We start from the raw sequence: 18,465 nt of genomic DNA, 5'->3' as shown, positions 1-18,465 counted from the left end.
AGCGCGGAGGCGCAAGGCCTCCTTCAATATTCCGAGCTGTGACTCAGCTTTCTTACGGGTATTTTCAAGAGAGGTCAAAACCATCATCCAATCCCTTCACGTTGTTTCTTGTTTATACTGTGCGGCTTTGAGTGTTCCCATTATGTTCCGTTTTCGCGCATAGGTCAATCGCTTCCGGCGCCACCGCCCGCCCTCAGGCGCGTCGGGACGAAAGCTTTTCTAACTACGTCGGCGATGTGACTTGTCAGGCCTACTTCCCCCTCGAGCAGAAGCCCATGACCAGCAGGAATCAATTCGATGGCTTTACGTAGCGCGTCCAAGCCCAGACGGACATCAAAAACTTTCCACGTCACGGCATCACCTGGAACGATTGTCGATCCGGACGAAACGCTACGCCCGCTGTGCAGTTGCACTAGCCACGCCGTTCTTCCGTCGTAGACCCATTCAAACCTGACAGGTCCCAGTTGAGCTGAAAGTCGTTGATAGAGTGTTTCGACAGCTTCAAAAACTTGCGTCGGCAATGGCGAGGGCGGAACCTCGCCGAGCATGAACATATCGCCAGTGCCGGCGATGCCTTCGACCAGTAACCTGCCGTCAGCATCGACAAGTGCCGCGCCTGACCACTCAGCGGCCACGCCTTCCTGGGACAGGACGGAAGCGATGAACTGGTGGTCAGGATCCTCGGAACTCAGCAGTTTGAACGGATCGTGCCAGCCACGAACCGTGGTGAAGCGGCCAGGTATCTGCTCCATCGGACATGTCCGCGTCCAGACTTCACCAGAGCCGGTGCTTTCGCCGAAAGTGAACGGCGCAACGCGCCGCGAGATCACGGTCGTCCGAGGAACCGGCGCACCGGCAAGATGGCCGATGAGCAGACCATAGGTTTTGTCTCCCACCATCCGAGAGAACCCGTTCGGCCATCGGGGCTGAATGTCCGAAGCATGCAGAAGTTCCTGCTGGCCGAACTCCCAGTAGATGGCGTGAGTGCTGCGATAGCCGCGAGGTCTTGGGTGAAGACTGAATTCCAGACGGGCATTGCGTGCGGCGGCAAAGTCAGGACCGAACCCGTAGACGATTTGGAACATCTGCTGCGCCCACAACGTGGGCAAGGCGGCGAACCCGGCTTTCTCTACGCCCCGCGGCGTGACGTCGGGACCGAACTCGACGACATTGCCGAGGATAACCCCAGACACGCCACCGTCGCTAACGTCGATCGTCTCATTCACGATTGTGTACCAACCATCAGCAGAAAGACGCATGACGGCGGCTACCACGTGATCAGGCGAGGAAAGGCCATACAGAAACTCGGCACTTTGAGGCTGATTCTCGTTGAAGGATCGGACATTGAGCGTTCCCTCGACGCTTTTCGCGAACATCGCGACAACAGCGTCCTCGACGCTTCTGAACCGATGATCTGGCGGAAAGTCAGCGATGCGGGCAAATTGCTGAACCGGGCCGTCGTAGCCTGGCGCGAAACTGACGAACTGCGCGACGTTGAAGGCATCTGCAAGATAAGCGAGTCCAGCATCCTTGCGGAAAGCTGACCGTGGTTCACTCATGTCACTCGATCGGTTTGGCATGTCAGTCTGTTCGTTATGTCCGCCCATCATGGGACTAGCGGCAAGGCGTAGCTAGCTACCTTAGCGCCTTTCGTTCGGTCTGGACCAGCACTTGGGGCTTTTACGTGTGGAAAGGCCGCAGCTTGATGTCGCAGCCCCATCACAATCCGTACCCCTGCGAAGAAATCATTCATCAGGATATCTCCGCGAGGCTTCTCAAGATATGCATAATATGCATTCTCCGATCCGGCTCCGCTGCCACTAGGCGGCGAACAATGGCTTCCACCTCCTCACTTGCAATTTCATCCTTTGCGGGCAACCCGGAAAGCCAAACAACCAGCTTTCGCTCCAGTTTCGTTGTAATTTTTGCACGCTTACTCAGAACTTTGCTGATGTAGGATTGCGTATAGCCACACGAGGACGCAACCTTGGACTGACCGATCCGAAGTCGGCCCATCGCATCTCGAACTTCATCCAGGATCATGGAGTTTGCACTTGTCGTCTTCATCGGAAAAGTTTATGAATAATATGAATACAATTCGGATCCAAAAGATGCAACAGGTGATATCGCTGAGGGACGGGAAGCCGGTATTCCTTAACCTTCCAGATGCCGATACAGAGGTTATGCCGTCGGTGCCGTGGGGAAATTTCGCGGCTGTGTTCACGCCAGCATTCTGGGCAACGCAGGCGTGGATGGAGATGATCGACATTCGGGACAAGCCCGGGCTTGGAGAGACGCTCATTGAAGAGGTGGTGGCCTGTCTGCTTGGCGGACATGGAGCGCCGGCGGAAGTCGGTCTTGCAGCCTACGACCGGGTTCGCGAGTACCTGCAAAAGAATGGAGCGGGACTATCCCTTGCCGAGGCTGAGGCGTTGCTATCCGAACCGCTATCGGTTCGCGGAAGAACCGTTCACTACCGTTTCGCCAAGCAACGTGCCCGCTATCTCCATGGATGCTTATCCGGCCTGTCGACTATTGATGAGGGGTCTCTTGCCGACCGAGAGCTACGTGACAGTCTATGCCAGTTGCCGGGTGTCGGCCCCAAAACAGCATCGTGGGTTGTACGCAATCGACGCCGCAGCGATAACGTCGCCATACTGGACGTTCACATCATTCGCGCCTGCTCTCAGATTGGCGTGTTTCCCGCTAAGGCAAATCCGGCCACGGACTATTTCGGCTTGGAGAGAAAATATCTTAATTTCAGCTCGGCAATAGGCGTTCGAGCGTCAATACTCGATGCTGTAATGTGGAAAATCATGCGAAGCGTTCATCCGCGTGTGATTCAGACATTGATTAATTATCAGAATCGAGGTCCAGTCTACCCGCATTAAGCGGGAGGCGAATAATGAGCGGTGGTGGCGGCGGCAGCGGTCGTGGCGATCTGGGACCTGCCATCGGTGACGGGATCGACCAGTGTAGCAGAAGCTACGAAGCCCCAATCAACAGCCCAAAGGCTTCGGCCTTAGGACCACTCAATGTCGGTGACGTCCTGGACGTCATAGTCGTTCCAACGGGAAGTTCGTCTACCCTAGCGGTGATGGACTCCAGCGGAAGCATCGGCGGTTCACTTACATTTTTCGGCTACCTGCAGGTGATGAATTGCATCGTACAGCAGGCTGTGAACTACAAGGCTGAGATTCTTTCGATTGTCGGCGGTGTTTACACCGTCAGGGTCGCTCCCGTTTGAGCCGCGACATTACGGTCGTAGGCGGCGTGTACCATGAGCGCTGCCTGCAACCCGCCTGGGATCAGGTGTATGGCTCGGCCGGTCGTGCTGCCTTCACTATCGCGCAACTCGCAAGCGGACGCGTGCGGCTGCACGGCTATGCCAATAGGAAGTTGCAAGATAGGATCGCGTTCGAGGCGTCGCTTGCCGAGGTTGAGCTTGATCTCGTCGAGACGGAACAACTGATCACCTTCGACTATGTGCATACATTGGCTGTGCCGGCCATAACGCCAGCGCCTGTGATCCTAAGAAAACTCCCAAATCTAGTGGTCGAGAACGATGTCGTCATCCGCTACGGGATGGTGGAAGCCGACGTCGTCGTATCGGCAAGAGTAGCCGTATATGATCCGCAATCCGCGTTTCACGCAAGGGCGTTTCGAGAGAACGGCTCATCGGCTGCAAGGCTTGCTGTGGTGCTCAATCGATTGGAGTTGCTCTCCATCACCGGAAGCGACGATCCGAGGGTCGGCGCAGATTGGTTATTCGAGCACGACGATGCGGAAGTCGTTGTCTTGAAAATGGGCGCGATGGGCGCTCTTGTTGTTACGCCCGACGCTGAGCACCCAGTACCACTTTACGCGTCCGACACCGTTTGGAAGCTTGGCTCCGGCGACGTCTTTTCTTCCACGTTTGCAGGGTTTTGGGCCATACAGGGGATAGAAGCCGTAGAGGCCGCCGACTTGGCGTCGCGCGCAACTGCCTGGTACTGCAATGAGCGGACACTTCCTCCTCCCAATGCTGCTGGGTTGAGAGCAGGAAGTGCGACGCCGATCAAGCCAGGCAAAGGACGGATTTACCTGGCTGCACCGTTCTTCGATCTCGGGCAGCGATGGCTTGTCGAAGAGACACGCCTCGCACTGATCGATGCTGGCGCACAGGTGTTCTCCCCGGTTCATGAAATCGGGCCAGGCAAGGCGGATGTCGTCGCGCCAGCGGATCTATTGGGATTGGAGAGTTGTGACGTCGTTTTTGCTATCCTCAATGGCATGGATCCCGGAACAGTGTTCGAAGTGGGATATGCAAACAAAAAGGGCATTCCGATCGTCGCGTTGGCCGAGAATGAGAAGGAAGAAGACCTGAAAATGTTCGTTGGATCCGGCGCAATCATCGCAAAAGATTTCGTCACCGCCGTCTACAAGGCGATCTGGAGTCTTCCTACGTGAAGACGGCATTGCTCTTGTCCGGCGGCATGGATTCCGTCAGCATTGCTTGGTGGAAAAGACCGGATGTTGCCATTACGATTGACTATGGGCAGAAACCTGCTGACGCCGAGATTGAGGCCGCTGGACAGGTTGCTCGACTTCTCAGTATCGCTCATGAAATCGTTCGCGTGGACTGCTCCGCGCTTGGGTCCGGCGACATGGCAGGCAGCGCTCCATCGGCAGTCGCACCGGTCTCGGAGTGGTGGCCGTTTCGGAATCAACTGCTGATCACACTGGCGGGGATGGCGGCGGTGCGAAGTGGGGTGTCTCGCCTGCTGATCGGCGCCTTGGCCACTGACGGAGTTCATGCTGATGGCCGAGCGGAGTTCATTAAGGGGGCCTCGGATCTCATGACTCTACAGGAAGGCGGTATCACTGTCGAAGCTCCTGCGATCAACCTGAACGCTGTCGAATTGGTGCAGGAGTCAGGCATCGACCAAGGTACCCTTGCCTGGTCTCATTCGTGCCACGTCGGCAACTACGCCTGCGGGCGGTGTAGAGGTTGCCTGAAACATTACAACACATGGTCTGCTCTTGGCTGGACTCCTCACTGACGAACCGGTGCCACGCACAGTCCCGGGCGACTGGAGCGCATGGTTGCCCACTAGTGCAGTCATAGAGGCACTGCCAGTTCCGCAGATTGTTGACGGAAAGCTTTTCCACGAAGTGTTGGAAAGCCGACGCTCACGGGTCGGCTCGGGGCTAAGCTGGCCCGATGTCGAGAGGCTACTCTGGTACGCCTGCAGAACTATTCACAATCGGGGCATAGGCAGAGCAGGTATTCCGATCGAGTGGCGTAGAGCGCCATCAGCGGGCGGGCTCCATGCGGTTCAGATAATATGCCAGATGAATCACGGTGACCTCAATCCGCGAATCTATCTTCCGGCTCGTCATGCATTCGCACTGATCACCTCCGCCACCGAAGCGCATAAGCAGAACGGCAAGGACGTGGAGGCGGTTTTGGGGAGGACCGCCGGGTGCACGCTGCGACTGATCGCAGACACCAGCAAAGTAGATGCAGCATACCAACACGGAGAAAGCTTGGCCTGGCGAGATTCAGGGGCATTGGGCGCAACGCTTTGCCTAGTTGCTGAATGGCTGGGCCTGAAAAGCACTATCCTAGGGTTCGCGGGAAACAGCTACCTGAAGACGATCGGCTTTTCAGAGGACCGCTTCCTCGCCGTAGGCGCTGTACAACTCAGCAGCTAGCTTGAATCTCCGCCGGCGATTGCGAACGAAGATGCCGTAGCCAGTAATCGCCTAGCGGCTCTCAAAACGGATGCATGACCCGACGACACAGGTTATGTTGCCCCGTCCGGCCGAGGTCATCGAAGGGGGCATGACATGCAGGCAATGCCGATAGGGCATCAAGCCGCGCAACCCGTGGCCGGCCCCTCCCTGGCCGGCTATCCAGCCGCCGTCCTGTGCTGGCTGCTTTCGGCTGGTGTCTATATTGCGGCCAAATGGGTGGCGCCTGAAATGCCGCCCTGGGGCCTCTGCTTCTGGCGGCTGACGCTTGCCTGCGCCATCCTGCTGCCGATCGTGCACCGTCATCATGACGCGATGATCGGGCTTTTGCGAACGCGCGCCGTGGAGGTCGTCGCCGTGGGGGCGATCGGCCTGACGCTGTGCCAGGGTATGATCTACCACGGCCTCAACCACACCGACGCCACCACGGCCGGTATCATCATGGCGCTGTCGCCTGTCATGACGATGGTGCTTGCCTGTTTCGTGCTTGGCGAGCCGCTCGGGCTGTGGAAGTCGCTTGGCGCGCTGGTTGCGCTTGCCGGGATGATTTTCATCGTTTCCCATGGCAACCTGACGGCGCTGCTGCAACTCAAGGTCAACGCCGGCGAGCTGTGGATCGTCGGCAGCGCGTTCTGCTGGGGCCTCTACACCGTGCTTTTGCGCCGTGCCAAATTCGGCATCGAACTCCTGCCGATGGTCGTGCTGCTGCTCGGCGCCGGTGCGCTGGTCGCCTTGCCTTTCCATTTGTGGGAATTGTTCAACGACGAACGCTCCGCCATGAACCTCCACAGCCTTCTCGCGCTCGCCTATCTGGCTGGCCCCGGCGGCGCCTTGATGTACTATCTCTACAACAAAAGCGTGCAAACGCTGGGCGCGAGCCGGGCCAGCATGCTGCTCTACCTGCAGACGGTGTTCGTGGCCATGCTCGCCTATCTGCTGCTCGGCGAGGGCTTGCACGATTACGATCTGGTCGATGCGGCCTTCATCGTCGCCGGCATCGTCCTCGCCACAATGGTCAAGCCCAGGCCGGCCGAACCACGCGCGGCGTAGAAATCTTGCGGGCGAGAGATCTTGCGGGCGAGAGATCTTGCGGGTGACGACTGTGCGGCGGGTCAACAAAAAACTCGCCTTTGCGGCGGGTCACTGGCGCAAATCAGCACCATAGGCAGAAATGTAGCATAGCTGCCCTCACCCGTCAAGAAAAAATTCCTATCGACGTCAGCACCAGCTGCCCGCCGGACCCGTGCATTCCCGACCAACAGCCAGCGCGCAATTGCGGTGGAGGCCGACATTCGAACGAAAGTAAATTCAGATCCAGCTTGACGGAACATTAGCTATAGCTAATTGTTGATCTGTGCGGCAGGTGGTGCCCTCCATCGCCTGCCGAAGATCGGCCGTCCGATCGGCCCGCGTCCTCCGCCAGAGGCGCGGGCTTTCGCTTTCGCGGTCCAGCGCAAGTGATGACCGACCAGCCCGTCGCAACTGAGCGTTTCGAGAAGCCGCGTTGGCGGGCCGTGCTCACGACCAGTCCAAGGCTCTGGCCAAGGAAAAAGATTGGCGACAGAGCCGAAGATGATGAGGCGTCGCCGTTTTCGCCCTTCTTGAGTGAATGGAGCCGGTATTTCCGTCCTTTAGCTGTCGATCATTTGGCCAGTCCCTCATCGGGGTTTCGCCGCCTTTTGGCCTTGAGGCTGCGGGCGGCTTGCTCCACCGCGGCGCGGTCGTTGCCCAAGCGGTCGAGCAGTTCCTGTGCCTCGTCGCCCGATATGCCGGTGCGCACCGCCAGCGCCTCGACCTCCAGCACATCGGTGCTGGCGATCTCGCCGGTTTCAGGCAGCGCATCGTCCGCCGTCAGCGGCAGGGCCGCCTCGCGGTCGATCTCGGCCTCGGCCTGGTGCCAGTGCCGTTCGGGGTCGCCTTGCATGCGGCCTTCCCGTTCCCAGATCTGGTAGGCGCGCTCACGAATTCTGTCGTCCCGGTCGTCGCTCATGGTCAGTCCTCCTTTTGGGTCAGGGTTGAACGCCGCGCCAATGCGAACGCTCCGGAAAATCCCCGCGATCGGATCGCCTGCCTGCGGCGCGCGGGCTCTACTGGCATTGCCGTCTCGGCCCGCCGGAGTATGGCTGGTAGGAGTTGTCTTCCGGGCGATAGGAGCGGTAGCGGCTGAAGCAGTAATCGACATGGTCGGCCGAAAGTGCTTCGCCGCTATCGTCGGCAACGTAGACGCCCAGGCCGGCGCCGTTTTCGTCGCCATCACCGGCAGCCGGCTGGGCGCCCTGAGCGGCCGCCTCGAGATAGGGCGAGACGCAGCGACGCAGCTGCCCGCTGTAGGAGAGATAGCTGTTGTCGTCCGGGTGGTAGGAGCGATAGCGGCTGGCGCACCAGGCGAGATGCGGAGGCGGCAATCCGGTCGTCTTGGGCGCGATGGCGCCGGTGACGGTGGGGTCGGGCGGTGTTTCCTGCGGTTTGGCGGGGATGTCGGGCGGCGCGGACTGTTTGGCCGGCAGGCGTTCGAGGCCCTGCCCGGCTTTGTTCACCGGCCGCGCCTTCTTGGTCCACAGCTCCGCCACGCTGACGGTGGCCGTTGCCTGGCGCGGCGGCTTCGCGGCAAGCAGCCAGGCGGCGAAGCCCAGTCCGCTGCCGAAGACCGCAAGGGTCAGCACGAAGCCGCAGACCAGTCCCAAAACCGCTTTCACCACACGCTCCTTAAGTCCCTGCTCATAGAATGCGGGGCCTCAAGGCTGGTTCCAGAAAAACGCCGGGTGCACGCCCTCGCGTGCCGCCGAGCGCGCCCGGGGAGAGCCGCCAAGGGAGGCTCAAAAGAGCGCCCAGACACAGTTCAGAAACAATATTCAACAGTTCGGAAAAACTGGCGAAAAGATCGGATGGCATAAGCATCCCACAACAACTGGAAAAATGGCCGTGCCGGGCGATGCCCGGCCTGGACGGGAAAGTATGGAAATGGATCACGGTGTCGACATCGCCGAACTGGACGCGGAACGATCGGGGCTGGAAAGCGGCCCGGCAGATGTCGATGCGCTGGTAAAAACGGCCCCCGCGACAGCCAGGCGCGGGCAGATCCTGACGGGCGCCGACTTTGCCCGGCACGGCCTCCCCGGCGAGCGGCTCGACACCGTCTTCGAGCAGCTCGCCGAAATGTTTGCAGCGCTGCCGGCGGTGATCTCCGACGGGCGTGTCTGGACCTATCGTGAACTGGACAGCCGGGCCAACCAGTTCGCCCGCCTGCTGGTCAAGCGCGGCGTGCGACCGGGCCACCGCGTCGGGCTCATCCTCGACCGCTCGGCGGAGACCTATGTCGCGCTGCTCGCCGTGATGAAGGCAGGTGCTGCCTTCGTGCCGCTGGCCACCGCTTTTCCCGAGGAGCGGATGGCGCTCATCATCGAAGACGCCGGCGTCAGCCTGATCGTCACCATCGCCGCCTATGCGTCGCGGGCCGGCCAGCTGCCGGTCCCGCATCTGCTGATCGACAGCACTGCCGCCGAGATCTCCAAAGAGTCCGGCGCGCCGCTGAAGCCGAATGCGAAGGCCGCTTCATCAGACGACACCTGCTACATCCTCTACACCTCGGGCACCACAGGCAAGCCCAAGGGCGTCGTCATCAAGCACCAGAGTTTCGTCAATTTCATCCGCGTCGCCGCCGCCTCCTACGGCTACCGGCCGGGCGATCGCGTCTACCAGGGCATGACCATCGCCTTCGACTTTTCCTCCGAAGAGATCTGGGTGCCGTTCGTCGCCGGCGCCACGGTGGTGCCGGCACCGGGCCAGATGCCGCTGGTGGGCGAGGAGCTGGCCGATTTCCTGCGGCTCCATGACATCACCTGCATCGCCTGCAGCCCGACGCTGCTGTCGTCGATGACATCGGATGTGCCCAGCCTGCGCACGCTGCTGGTCGGCGGCGAGGCCTGCCCGCACAATCTGGTGGTGCGCTGGTCGAAGCCGGGGCGGCAGATCCTGAACACCTATGGGCCGACCGAGGCGACCGTCACCGCTACAATGGGCGCGCTGACGCCGGACAGTCCCGTCACCATCGGCGCGCCGCTGCCGACCTACTCCATCGTCATCCTCGACGCTTCGCTGCCGCAGCTCGCCGAGCCGGGCGAACTGGGCGAGATCGGCATTGCCGGCATCGGGCTCGCGGTCGGCTATCTCAACAGGCCGGACCTGACCGGACAGAAATTCATCGCCGATTTCGTCGGCCTGCCGAACAATCCGTCGAAGCGCATCTACCGGACCGGCGACCTTGGCCGCATCAACGACCAGGGCGAGATCGAATATAACGGCCGCATCGACACCCAGGTCAAGATCCGCGGCTACCGCATCGAGCTCGGCGAGATCGAGGCGGTGCTGCTCGACCAGCCCGAAATCGCGCAGGCCGCGGTCACCACCTGGGAGATCGAGCCCGGCCGCGTCGAACTCGTCGCCTATTACGCTCCAAAGGCCGGCCAATCGGCGATCTCGCGCGCGGACCTCGCCAGGACGATGAAGCGGCGCCTGCCCGACTACATGGTGCCCTCCTATCTGGAGGAACTGCCGGCGATCCCGATGACGGTTTCCAACAAGGTGGATTTGCGCCAGCTGCCGAAGCCGACAAGTGTGCGGCTTTCGGGCGATCGCGCCATGGTCGCGCCCGCCAATGACGACGAGCGTTTCCTGGCCGACGCACTGGCCGCCGTATTGAAATTCGAAGAAGTGTCCGTCGAGGACAATTTCTTCGACGATCTCGGCGCCAACTCGCTGCTGATGGCGCATTTCTGCGCGCGCCTGCGCACCAGGAAGGAATGGGCGACGGCGTCGATGCGCGACATCTATCTCCACCCGACCGTGGCGCGCCTGGCGCTTCACCTGGGCGTGGCGGACGAGATGACGACGGCCACCAACGAGCCCGTCCTCACCCGCCGGGCCTCGAATCTTGCCTACTGGACCTGCGGCGCCGCACAGCTGCTGTTCTACGCGCTCTACAGCTATGGCGCCCTGTGGGCGGTCAATGACGGCCTCAACTGGATGTATGACGCGCTCGACGATCCGCTGCAGCTGTATCTGCGCTGCGTGGCACTTTCGGCCGCCGTGTTCTTCGGCATGTCGGGCTTTGCCGTTATCGCCAAATGGGTGCTGGTCGGCCGCTGGAAGGCGGAGGCGTTTCCCATCTGGGGCGTGCGTTACTTCCGCTTCTGGGTGGTCAAGACGTTGATCCGCACCGCGCCGGTCGTGCTGTTCCGCGGCAGCCCGCTCTACAGCATCTATCTGCAGCTTCTCGGCACCAGGCTCGGCAAGAACGCCGTCATCGAATCGAAATCCGTGCCCGTCTGCACGGATCTCATCTCGATCGGCGCCAACACCATCCTGCGCAAGGAATCGATGATCCTCGGCTTCCGGGCGCAGTCCGGCTATATCCACACCGGGCCGCTGACCATCGGCCGCGATGCCTTCGTCGGCGTCGGCTCGACGCTCGACATCGACACGAGGATCGGCGATGGCGCCCAGCTCGGCCATTCGTCCTCGCTGCACCGCGGCCAAAGCATCCCCGACGGCGAACGCTGGCATGGCTCGCCGGCTGTGCCGACCACGGCCGACTATTGCAAGGTGCGCAATGTCGATCCTTCCAACATCCGGCGCTTCCTGTTCGAAGCGGTTCAGCTGATCGGGCTGTTTGCCATCGTCACTCCCTTGCCGCTGCTATTCCACAGCTATTGGGAAAACGTCGGCGACGACTACCAGGAAACCATCGGCGTCGTCGCGATCGGCACCACGGTCACGCTGTTCGGCTACATGGCCGCATCCTTCCTGGCGGCGACGCTGGTGCCGCGCCTGGTCAGCCTGCTGTTGAAGCCCGGCCGCACCTACACGCTGTACGGCTTCCGCTACTGGCTGCAGACTGTCGCCGAATTCTCGAGCAACTCCCGCGTGCTCGGCCTGCTGGCCGGCGACAGCTCGGCGATCGTGCACTACATGCGAGCGATCGGCTGGAACCTCAACAAGGTGGTGCAGACCGGCTCCAATTTCGGCTCCAACCAGCAGCACGAAAACCCGCTTCTGTGCGAGATCGGCACCGAGACCATGGTGTCGGACGGGCTGTTCATGATCAACATGCACAAATCCGCCGCCGCCTTCAGGCTCGAGCCGACGAGGATCGGCGAGCGCAACTATCTCGGCAACAACATCTACTATCCGCCGGACGGTCGCACCGGCGACAACGTCCTGCTCGGCACCAAGGTGATGATCCCCATCGACGGGCCGCTGCGCGAGAATGTCGGGCTTCTGGGTTCGCCAGCCTTTGAAATCCCGCGCATGGTGAACCGCGACAAGGAACTCATCGCCGGCATCGACGAGGACGACCGGCGCCGGCGCATCCCGTTGAAGAACCGCCACAATCTGGTGACGATCCTGCTGTTCGTGGCAACGCAATGGGTCATGCTGTTCGCCACGCTGGCGATCTGGGACCGGGCGCTGAACTACTATACCGAATGGGCCGAAGTCGCACTGTTCGTCGCCGTGCTCCTGACCTCGGCGATCACCATTCCGTTCTACATCTTCGTGGAACGGGCGAGCCTTGGTTTCGGCCGGCTGAAGCCGCAGATGACGACGATCTACGACGTCACGTTCTGGCGCCACGAACGCCACTGGAAGCTGGCGGATTCGCCGATCGTGCGGCTGTTCGCCGGCACGCCGTTCCGGCCGATGATCCTGCGCATGCTGGGCGTCAAGATCGGCAGCCGTGTCTATGACGGCGGCAGCAACCTCACCGAACGCTCGCTGGTGGAGATCGGCGACGACGCGACCCTCAACGAAGGCTGCGTCATCCAGGCCCATTCGCTGGAGGAAGGCGCCTTCAAGTCCGACTTCATCCGCATCGGCAAGGGCTGCACGCTCGGACCTTCAGCCTTTGTCCATTACGGCGTCGTGATGGGCGAAGGCTCGGTGGTCGATGTCGACTCCTTCGTCATGAAGGGCGAAGAGCTGGAGCCCAACTCCATATGGCGGGGCAACCCGGCCAAGCTGCACCGCTTCGTCGAGCCGATCACCGACGATGGCTCCAAGGTATCGGCCAGGGCATCGGCTTGAAGAAGGGCATCGGCTTGAACACCGGAGATATCCGTCTCGTTGCCGTGACCGAGGCCAACCGTGCCCAGGTCATGGCCCTGGAACTCGCGCTGGAGCAGAGGGATTTCGTCGCCGGCAATGCGGACTCGCTGGAAGAAGCCGGGACTGACGAAGACGCGAGGCCACGCGTCGTCATGGCTGGCGATCGTGTTGTCGGCTTCCTGATGTACGAGGCGCCGGAGGATGACGACGAGGCACGCATCTATCGCTTCATGATCGACCGCGCCGCTCAGGGCAAAGGCTACGGCAAGGCCGCACTGCTCGAAGTGCTGGTCGAAATACAGGGGCTCGGCCACATCAGCCACGTCTCGATCTGCTACGAACCGGAGAACGATGCGGCGCGAAATCTCTATCGCAGCGCCGGTTTCGTCGAAGAAGGGCTCGACGAGGACGGAGAAATGATCGCCGATCTCGCTTTGCCGGCCCGGACGCACGAGCCGTGATGCGGCTGCCCGAGGAAATCGCCTTGGCCGAAGCGATCGCCGCCATCGCACCATCGGGAGTCCGGATCGGATGCCGGATGATCCGCGACGGCGACGACGCCCATCTGCTGCCTGGGGAAGCGCATTCCATCCCCGCGCGTCAGCCTGGCATGCGGCGCGCCAGCGGCGCGGCCCGGTGGATCGCGCACGGACTGCTGGCGGAGCTTGGCGTTGGCGACGTCGCCATCTTGCGCTCGCCAACCGGCGCGCCGGTCTGGCCTGACGGAATAACCGGTTCGCTCGCGCACGACGACGACATGGCCGTGGCGGCGATTGCACCGATTGGCGATATCGCCTCGCTCGGCATCGACGTCGAGCCCGCGCAGCCTCTCCCGGATGACATTTTGGCGCTCGTGACAACACCCGCGGACCGCACGGACGCAGCCGACCGGCATCTTGCCGGCCGCATCCTCTTTGCCGCCAAGGAAGCCGTTTACAAGGCCGTCTATCCGCTCGATCGCGAGGTGCTGGGCTATGAGGACATCGCCATCGACCTGAACGCAGGCCGCGCAATGACGAAGACGCGCCGCAAGGCCAGCCTCGCCTATTGCGTTGCCCCGCGCGTGGTGGTGCTGGCATTTGTCGAGAAAAACGCGCGGTAGCGCGCAGCCCTATTCGCCAACGATCTCCGTATACGCCCTCACCTCGCCATCGAGCCCGCGCAGCCGCCAGTTCTCGCCGTCCCGTCCCTCGACATGGCAAGGCCCGATCGGCACCTTGCCGCCGCCTTCCGGCAGGTCGAGCACATAGACGGGGTTGCAAATGCCCGACAGCCGCGCCCGCAGCGCTTCAGTCAGCGCCTGTCCCCGCGCGATCGTCGTGCGTCGGTGCGCCATGCCGCGCGCGAGGTCGCCATGGTGCAGGTAGTAGGGTTTGACGCCGAGGCGGTACATCAGCTCGCGGCAGAGTTCTTCCAGCGCCTCGATGCTGTCGTTGACGCCCTTGAGCAGAACGCTCTGGTTCAGCAGCACGAAGCCGGCTTGCCGAAGCGTGCGGCAGGCGGCCTCGGTTGCGTCGGTGATCTCGCGCGCGTGGTTGAAATGGGTGACGACAGTGACCATCAGCCGGCCCTGCAGCGCCGCGACGAGCCCTGATGTAATGCGCGACGGCAGCACCACCGGCACGCGCGTATGGATGCGCAGCAGCCGCACATGCGCAATGGCTTCGATGCGCGCGAAGATTTCAGCCAGTACCTTGTCGGGCAGCGACAGCGGATCGCCGCCGGTCAGGATCACCTCACGGATTTCGGGGTGATCCGCGATATAGGCCAGCGCCGGTTCCAGCGCCTGGCGCGTGTAGCCGCGGCCGATCGCGGTCAGCGATTCCTTGCGGAAGCAGAACCGGCAATAGACGGCGCATTGATAGGTCGGGAACAGCAGCACCCGGTCGGCATGGCGATGCGTCAATCGCGGCACCGGGCTGAATTCATGGTCGGCGATCGGATCGTCGAGTTCGCCTTCCACCTCCTCCAGTTCCTGCGGAGAGGGGATGACCTGCGCCCGGATCGGATCGGCCGGGTCGTTCCAGTCGATCAGGTCCAGATAGGCTTTGGGCGCACGCACCTTGTGGTTCACCGCCGCCGCTTGCGCCGCCGCGCGCTCAGCTGGCGACAACGGCAGGGACGCCAGATCGCGCACGTGGCGCACGCCGGCGCGAATTTCGGCCTGCCAGGCGGTGTCGGGGTGGAATTTGGTGTCTGTGGTCATCGGAGTTTCTCGGGCGGGTATATTTGGGCCGGACCTATCCGCTGGATGACTGATTAGGTCAACCACGCAGATTGTCAGCGCTGTGATCCTTCACACCCCCCTCTGTCCTGCCGGACATCTCCCCCGCAAGGGGGGAGATTGGATGTCGTTGAGGCGCCGATCTCCCCCTTGCGGGGGAGATGCCCGGCAGGGCAGAGGGGGGTGTTCAAGCACCAACCTTCCCACCCACCAACTTTCGCCGCATCGACCACAACCACAATTTCGGGCAAGCTCGCACCCGACAGCGCCGCATGGGGAGATGCGGCGCCGCCAGGGAGGACTGCCATGACCAATACACCGGCGCTGCCGCGCTATACCGATGCCATTGCACGCTTTCGCATCGACGATGAGATCGCAAGACTTCACGGCGATCCCGCGACGGGCATCAACGCCTGCATCGAATGCTGCGATCGCCATACCGGCCAGAACCGGCTGGCGCTGCGCGCCATCTCCGCCGGTGGCGAGCTGCGGGAGTTCAGCTTCGACGATCTCAAGGAGATGTCGGCGCGCGTCGGCAACATGCTGAAAGCGGCTGGCGTCGGCTCCGGCGACATCGTCGCCGGCATGCTGCCGCGCATTCCCGAACTGGTGGCGCTCATCCTCGGCACCTGGCGCATCGGCGCGGTCTACCAGCCGCTGTTCACCGCCTTTGGCCCCAAGGCCATCGACCACCGGCTGAAGACCAGCGGCGCGAAGCTCGTCGTCACCAACATTGCCAATCGCGGCAAACTCGACCAGGTGGAGGATTGCCCTCGGGTTGCAACCATCCTTGCCCCAGGCGAAGCCCTGCCGGCCGGCGACATCGATTTCCGCGCCGACTTCGCCGCCGCCTCGCCTGACTGCCAGCCGGTGATGCGCAAGGGCGACGATTTGTTCATGATGATGTCGACCTCGGGCACGACAGGTTTCCCCAAGGGCGTTCCGGTGCCGCTCAGCGCGCTGCTGGCCTTCGGCGCCTATATGCGCGATGCCATCGGGCTGCGGCCCGCCGACGTCTTCTGGAACATCGCCGATCCCGGCTGGGCCTACGGCCTCTATTACGCCATAACAGGCCCGCTGCTGCTTGGCATCGCCACGACCTTCAACGAGGGCGCCTTCACCGCCAGGAGCACCTACGACATCATCGAGCGCCTCGGCGTCACCAGCCTTGCCGGCTCGCCCACCGCCTTCCGCCTGCTGCTGGCCGAAGGACCCGAGGCCGCCGCCCGCGTCAAGGGCCGCCTGCGTGTGGTGAGCAGCGCCGGCGAGCCGCTCAACCCGGAGGTGATCCGCTGGTTCGACGCTCATCTCGCCGCCGCCATCCACGACTATTACGGCCAGACCGAGAACGGCATGATGGTCAACAACCATCACGGCCTGTCGCACCCCGTACGCCACGGCTCGGCCGGCTTTGCCATGCCGGGCTACCGCGTCGTCGTGCTCGACGAGGCCGGCAACGAGCTTAGCCCCAACCAGCCCGGCATTCTCGCCGTCGACATCGCCAACTCGCCGCTGCGCTGGTTCGGCGGCTATCATCAGGCCGAAACCCCTGCCATTGCGGGTGGCTATTACCGCACCGGCGACACGGTCGAGTTCGAGCCCGACGGTTCGATCTCCTTCATCGGCCGCGCCGACGACGTCATCACCTCGGCCGGCTACCGCATCGGCCCGTTCGACGTCGAAAGCGCGCTGCTCGAGCATCCGGCGGTCAACGAGGCAGCGGTCGTCGGCGTGCCCGATCCGCAGCGCACCGAAATCGTCAAGGCCTTCGTCGTTCTGGCGCCCGCCTTTCGAGGCAGCGAGGCGCTGGCCGAGGAACTGGCGCAGCATGTCCGCAAGCGCCTCTCGGCCCACGCCTATCCGCGCGAAGTCGAGTTCGTCAGCGAGTTGCCGAAGACGCCGAGCGGCAAGATCCAGCGGTTCCTGCTGAGGAAGGCCGAGGTGGAGAAGCGGAAGGGGTGACGCTGCCGATCTCCCCACTTGTGGCAGGGCTATCGCATATGGATTCTTGCGAAGAAGAACCCCCACCCTAACCCTCCCCACAAGGGGGAGGGAATGCTGCCGCGTGTCTTTAATTCTTGTTGGCGCCGAAAAGACAGGCGATGCTTCTGGGTCAGCGCCAACGGAAGTCTCCCTTCCCCTTTTGGGGAGGGGTTAGGGGTGGGGGTCCGTGCCGGGCAGACATCTCAGGAATTCCATATGCGATAGCCCTGCCACAAGTGGGGGAGATCGGCAGTTGCGCCGCCGCGCTTCTGCTCCTACCGCCCAGCGGTGCCCGCCATCGCCACAAAGGCGCTCTCGATGGTCTCGAACGTCAGCTCCGGATAGAGCGCGCCGGCTTCCGGCGTGGCCGTTTCGAGCGCCGTCTCACCGCGTATCCAAAACGCCCGCAGCAGTCCGAGCCAGGGGGCTGATGCGATCATCGCCTCAAGCTCCGCCGCACTCTGGGGCACGATGCGCGGCGAGCGGCCGCTCACCCGGCGCCACAGATCGATCATTTCGTTCTGGGTGATCTCGTTCTGGGCGATGCGGATCTCGCTGCGGATGGCACTGGGGTCGTTCAACGCGCGCAAGGTGACGGCGGCGATGTCCTTCTCGCTGACAAACGTCGCCGGCACATTGCCGTCGCCATAAAGCGTCACCTCTTCGGACGGCAAGGGCGACGAGCCGAAGCGCATCAGGTCGCCCAGCGTCGTCACCCAGGTCGAGAAGAAGCCGTTGGTGTAGATCACCGTATAGGGCAGATCCGCTTGCCTGATCGCGTCGAACACGGCTCGCTTGAGGTCGAGCGGCGGAACCGAGCCCGGTGCAGCGGCGGCAAAGTCGAGGCCGAAGCCGGCGGAAGGTACATAGCGGGAGACGCCGGCATCTCTGAGCGCGCGCACCAGCGTCATCTCGCTGGCCGAATCCACATGCACCGAGCTGATGACGCGATCCACCGCACCGGCGGCGCGGACAAGGCTGTCATAGTCGTCGAGATCGCCGACATGGATTTTGGCGCCGAGCTCCTTCAGCGAACGCAGCCGTTCTTCATTACCGGCTGTTGCCGGACGAACCAGAACGTGCAGGCGATCGCCATTGCCTGCGCTGGCCTTCGCCATCTCGCCACCCAGCAGCCCCGTCGCGCCGATGATCAGGGTGCTGGTCATATCGCCCTCCCATTGCGCAGGATGGAACCGTCCCAGTCGCGCTCGAAGCCGATGTCGTGCAAGCGAGGATTCGAGAAGCGTGAAACTCGGCGAAGCACCCGGCGGCGCTCGACGACTGCAGCGGTTCTGAGTGCAAGACCGCTCATCGCGGCGCCGATGGATTCGAAGGTCGGGTTCATTGTCCGTCTCCTGTATTTGCCTAGGCGCAAGCGTGCCGACGCCGTCCGCGGAGGACGAGCATGACGATTGCTCACA

The 18,465-nt window shown here is 62.4% G+C and carries 16 protein-coding genes; 10 read left to right on the top strand and 6 right to left on the bottom strand.

Going from position 1 to position 18,465, the window contains the following annotated elements; genetic code table 11:
• Nucleotides 1-164: 164 nt before the first annotated feature.
• On the bottom strand, nucleotides 165-1,559 hold the full coding sequence (locus NKI66_RS16355; protein WP_352752270.1) for a hypothetical protein: 1,395 nt from the start codon (nucleotides 1,557-1,559) through the stop codon (nucleotides 165-167).
• A 519-nt stretch (nucleotides 1,560-2,078) separates the two neighbouring features.
• On the opposite strand from NKI66_RS16355, the gene NKI66_RS16350 reads away from it, so the two are divergent.
• The 6 genes from NKI66_RS16350 to NKI66_RS16325 all read left to right on the top strand — a co-directional run bounded on the left by NKI66_RS16350 (nucleotide 2,079) and on the right by NKI66_RS16325 (nucleotide 6,786).
• The gene (locus tag NKI66_RS16350) at nucleotides 2,079-2,891 is read left to right on the top strand and encodes an endonuclease III domain-containing protein (protein ID WP_352752268.1); all 813 of its coding nucleotides are present in this window, start codon (nucleotides 2,079-2,081) and stop codon (nucleotides 2,889-2,891) included.
• Between the two features lie 14 nt (nucleotides 2,892-2,905).
• Complete coding sequence (locus tag NKI66_RS16345) at nucleotides 2,906-3,247, top strand: hypothetical protein (protein ID WP_352752266.1); 342 nt, start codon at nucleotides 2,906-2,908, stop codon at nucleotides 3,245-3,247.
• On the top strand, nucleotides 3,244-4,449 hold the full coding sequence (locus tag NKI66_RS16340) for a PfkB family carbohydrate kinase (RefSeq protein WP_352752264.1): 1,206 nt from the start codon (nucleotides 3,244-3,246) through the stop codon (nucleotides 4,447-4,449). The genes NKI66_RS16345 and NKI66_RS16340 overlap by 4 nt, the downstream gene beginning before the upstream one ends.
• A complete protein-coding gene (locus NKI66_RS16335; protein ID WP_352752262.1) occupies nucleotides 4,446-5,042 on the top strand; it encodes a 7-cyano-7-deazaguanine synthase in 597 nt (198 codons plus the stop codon). The genes NKI66_RS16340 and NKI66_RS16335 overlap by 4 nt, the downstream gene beginning before the upstream one ends.
• A 292-nt stretch (nucleotides 5,043-5,334) precedes the next feature.
• Nucleotides 5,335-5,697 carry a hypothetical protein gene (locus tag NKI66_RS16330; RefSeq protein WP_352752260.1) on the top strand — a complete coding sequence of 121 codons (363 nt, stop codon included), beginning with the start codon at nucleotides 5,335-5,337 and terminating at the stop codon, nucleotides 5,695-5,697.
• Nucleotides 5,698-5,832: 135 nt separating this feature from the next.
• On the top strand, nucleotides 5,833-6,786 hold the full coding sequence (locus NKI66_RS16325; protein ID WP_352752258.1) for a DMT family transporter: 954 nt from the start codon (nucleotides 5,833-5,835) through the stop codon (nucleotides 6,784-6,786).
• Nucleotides 6,787-7,378: 592 nt separating this feature from the next.
• Here NKI66_RS16325 and NKI66_RS16320 read toward each other — a convergent pair.
• Nucleotides 7,379-7,726: a DUF2934 domain-containing protein gene (locus NKI66_RS16320; protein WP_128305741.1), complete on the bottom strand. Its 348-nt coding sequence runs from the start codon at nucleotides 7,724-7,726 to the stop codon at nucleotides 7,379-7,381.
• A 97-nt stretch (nucleotides 7,727-7,823) separates the two neighbouring features.
• Nucleotides 7,824-8,432, bottom strand: a complete 609-nt coding sequence (locus NKI66_RS16315) for a BA14K family protein (protein ID WP_352752256.1) — start codon at nucleotides 8,430-8,432, stop codon at nucleotides 7,824-7,826.
• A gap of 259 nt (nucleotides 8,433-8,691) precedes the next feature.
• On the opposite strand from NKI66_RS16315, the gene NKI66_RS16310 reads away from it, so the two are divergent.
• From NKI66_RS16310 to NKI66_RS16300, 3 genes are read left to right on the top strand one after another with little or no spacing between them, the layout of a single operon-like run.
• Nucleotides 8,692-12,816 carry a Pls/PosA family non-ribosomal peptide synthetase gene (locus NKI66_RS16310; RefSeq protein WP_352752254.1) on the top strand — a complete coding sequence of 1,375 codons (4,125 nt, stop codon included), beginning with the start codon at nucleotides 8,692-8,694 and terminating at the stop codon, nucleotides 12,814-12,816.
• Nucleotides 12,813-13,298, top strand: coding sequence for a GNAT family N-acetyltransferase (locus tag NKI66_RS16305; protein WP_023813363.1), 486 nt, complete (start codon nucleotides 12,813-12,815; stop codon nucleotides 13,296-13,298). The genes NKI66_RS16310 and NKI66_RS16305 overlap by 4 nt, the downstream gene beginning before the upstream one ends.
• A complete protein-coding gene (locus NKI66_RS16300; RefSeq protein ID WP_352752251.1) occupies nucleotides 13,298-13,939 on the top strand; it encodes a 4'-phosphopantetheinyl transferase family protein in 642 nt (213 codons plus the stop codon). Before NKI66_RS16305 ends, NKI66_RS16300 begins: the two co-directional genes overlap by 1 nt.
• Before the next feature lie 9 nt (nucleotides 13,940-13,948).
• On the opposite strand, the gene NKI66_RS16295 is transcribed toward NKI66_RS16300, so the two are convergent.
• Nucleotides 13,949-15,043, bottom strand: a complete 1,095-nt coding sequence (locus NKI66_RS16295) for a KamA family radical SAM protein (RefSeq protein WP_352752249.1) — start codon at nucleotides 15,041-15,043, stop codon at nucleotides 13,949-13,951.
• A 324-nt stretch (nucleotides 15,044-15,367) separates the two neighbouring features.
• Here NKI66_RS16295 and NKI66_RS16290 point away from each other — a divergent pair, with 324 nt between their 5' ends.
• Complete coding sequence (locus tag NKI66_RS16290; protein ID WP_352752247.1) at nucleotides 15,368-17,023, top strand: acyl-CoA synthetase; 1,656 nt, start codon at nucleotides 15,368-15,370, stop codon at nucleotides 17,021-17,023.
• Between the two features lie 296 nt (nucleotides 17,024-17,319).
• Here NKI66_RS16290 and NKI66_RS16285 read toward each other — a convergent pair whose 3' ends face one another.
• Nucleotides 17,320-18,210, bottom strand: a complete 891-nt coding sequence (locus NKI66_RS16285) for an NmrA family NAD(P)-binding protein (protein WP_128304586.1) — start codon at nucleotides 18,208-18,210, stop codon at nucleotides 17,320-17,322.
• Nucleotides 18,207-18,389 (bottom strand): DUF1127 domain-containing protein, encoded by a 183-nt coding sequence (locus NKI66_RS16280; protein ID WP_128304585.1) that lies wholly within the window; start codon nucleotides 18,387-18,389, stop codon nucleotides 18,207-18,209. Before NKI66_RS16280 ends, NKI66_RS16285 begins: the two co-directional genes overlap by 4 nt.
• Nucleotides 18,390-18,465 lie beyond the last annotated feature (76 nt).

The sequence above is a fragment of the Mesorhizobium sp. M0518 genome (assembly GCF_040321125.1).
Classification (GTDB): Bacteria; Pseudomonadota; Alphaproteobacteria; order Rhizobiales; family Rhizobiaceae; genus Mesorhizobium.
This window is presented reverse-complemented; position numbering and strand designations above follow the sequence as displayed.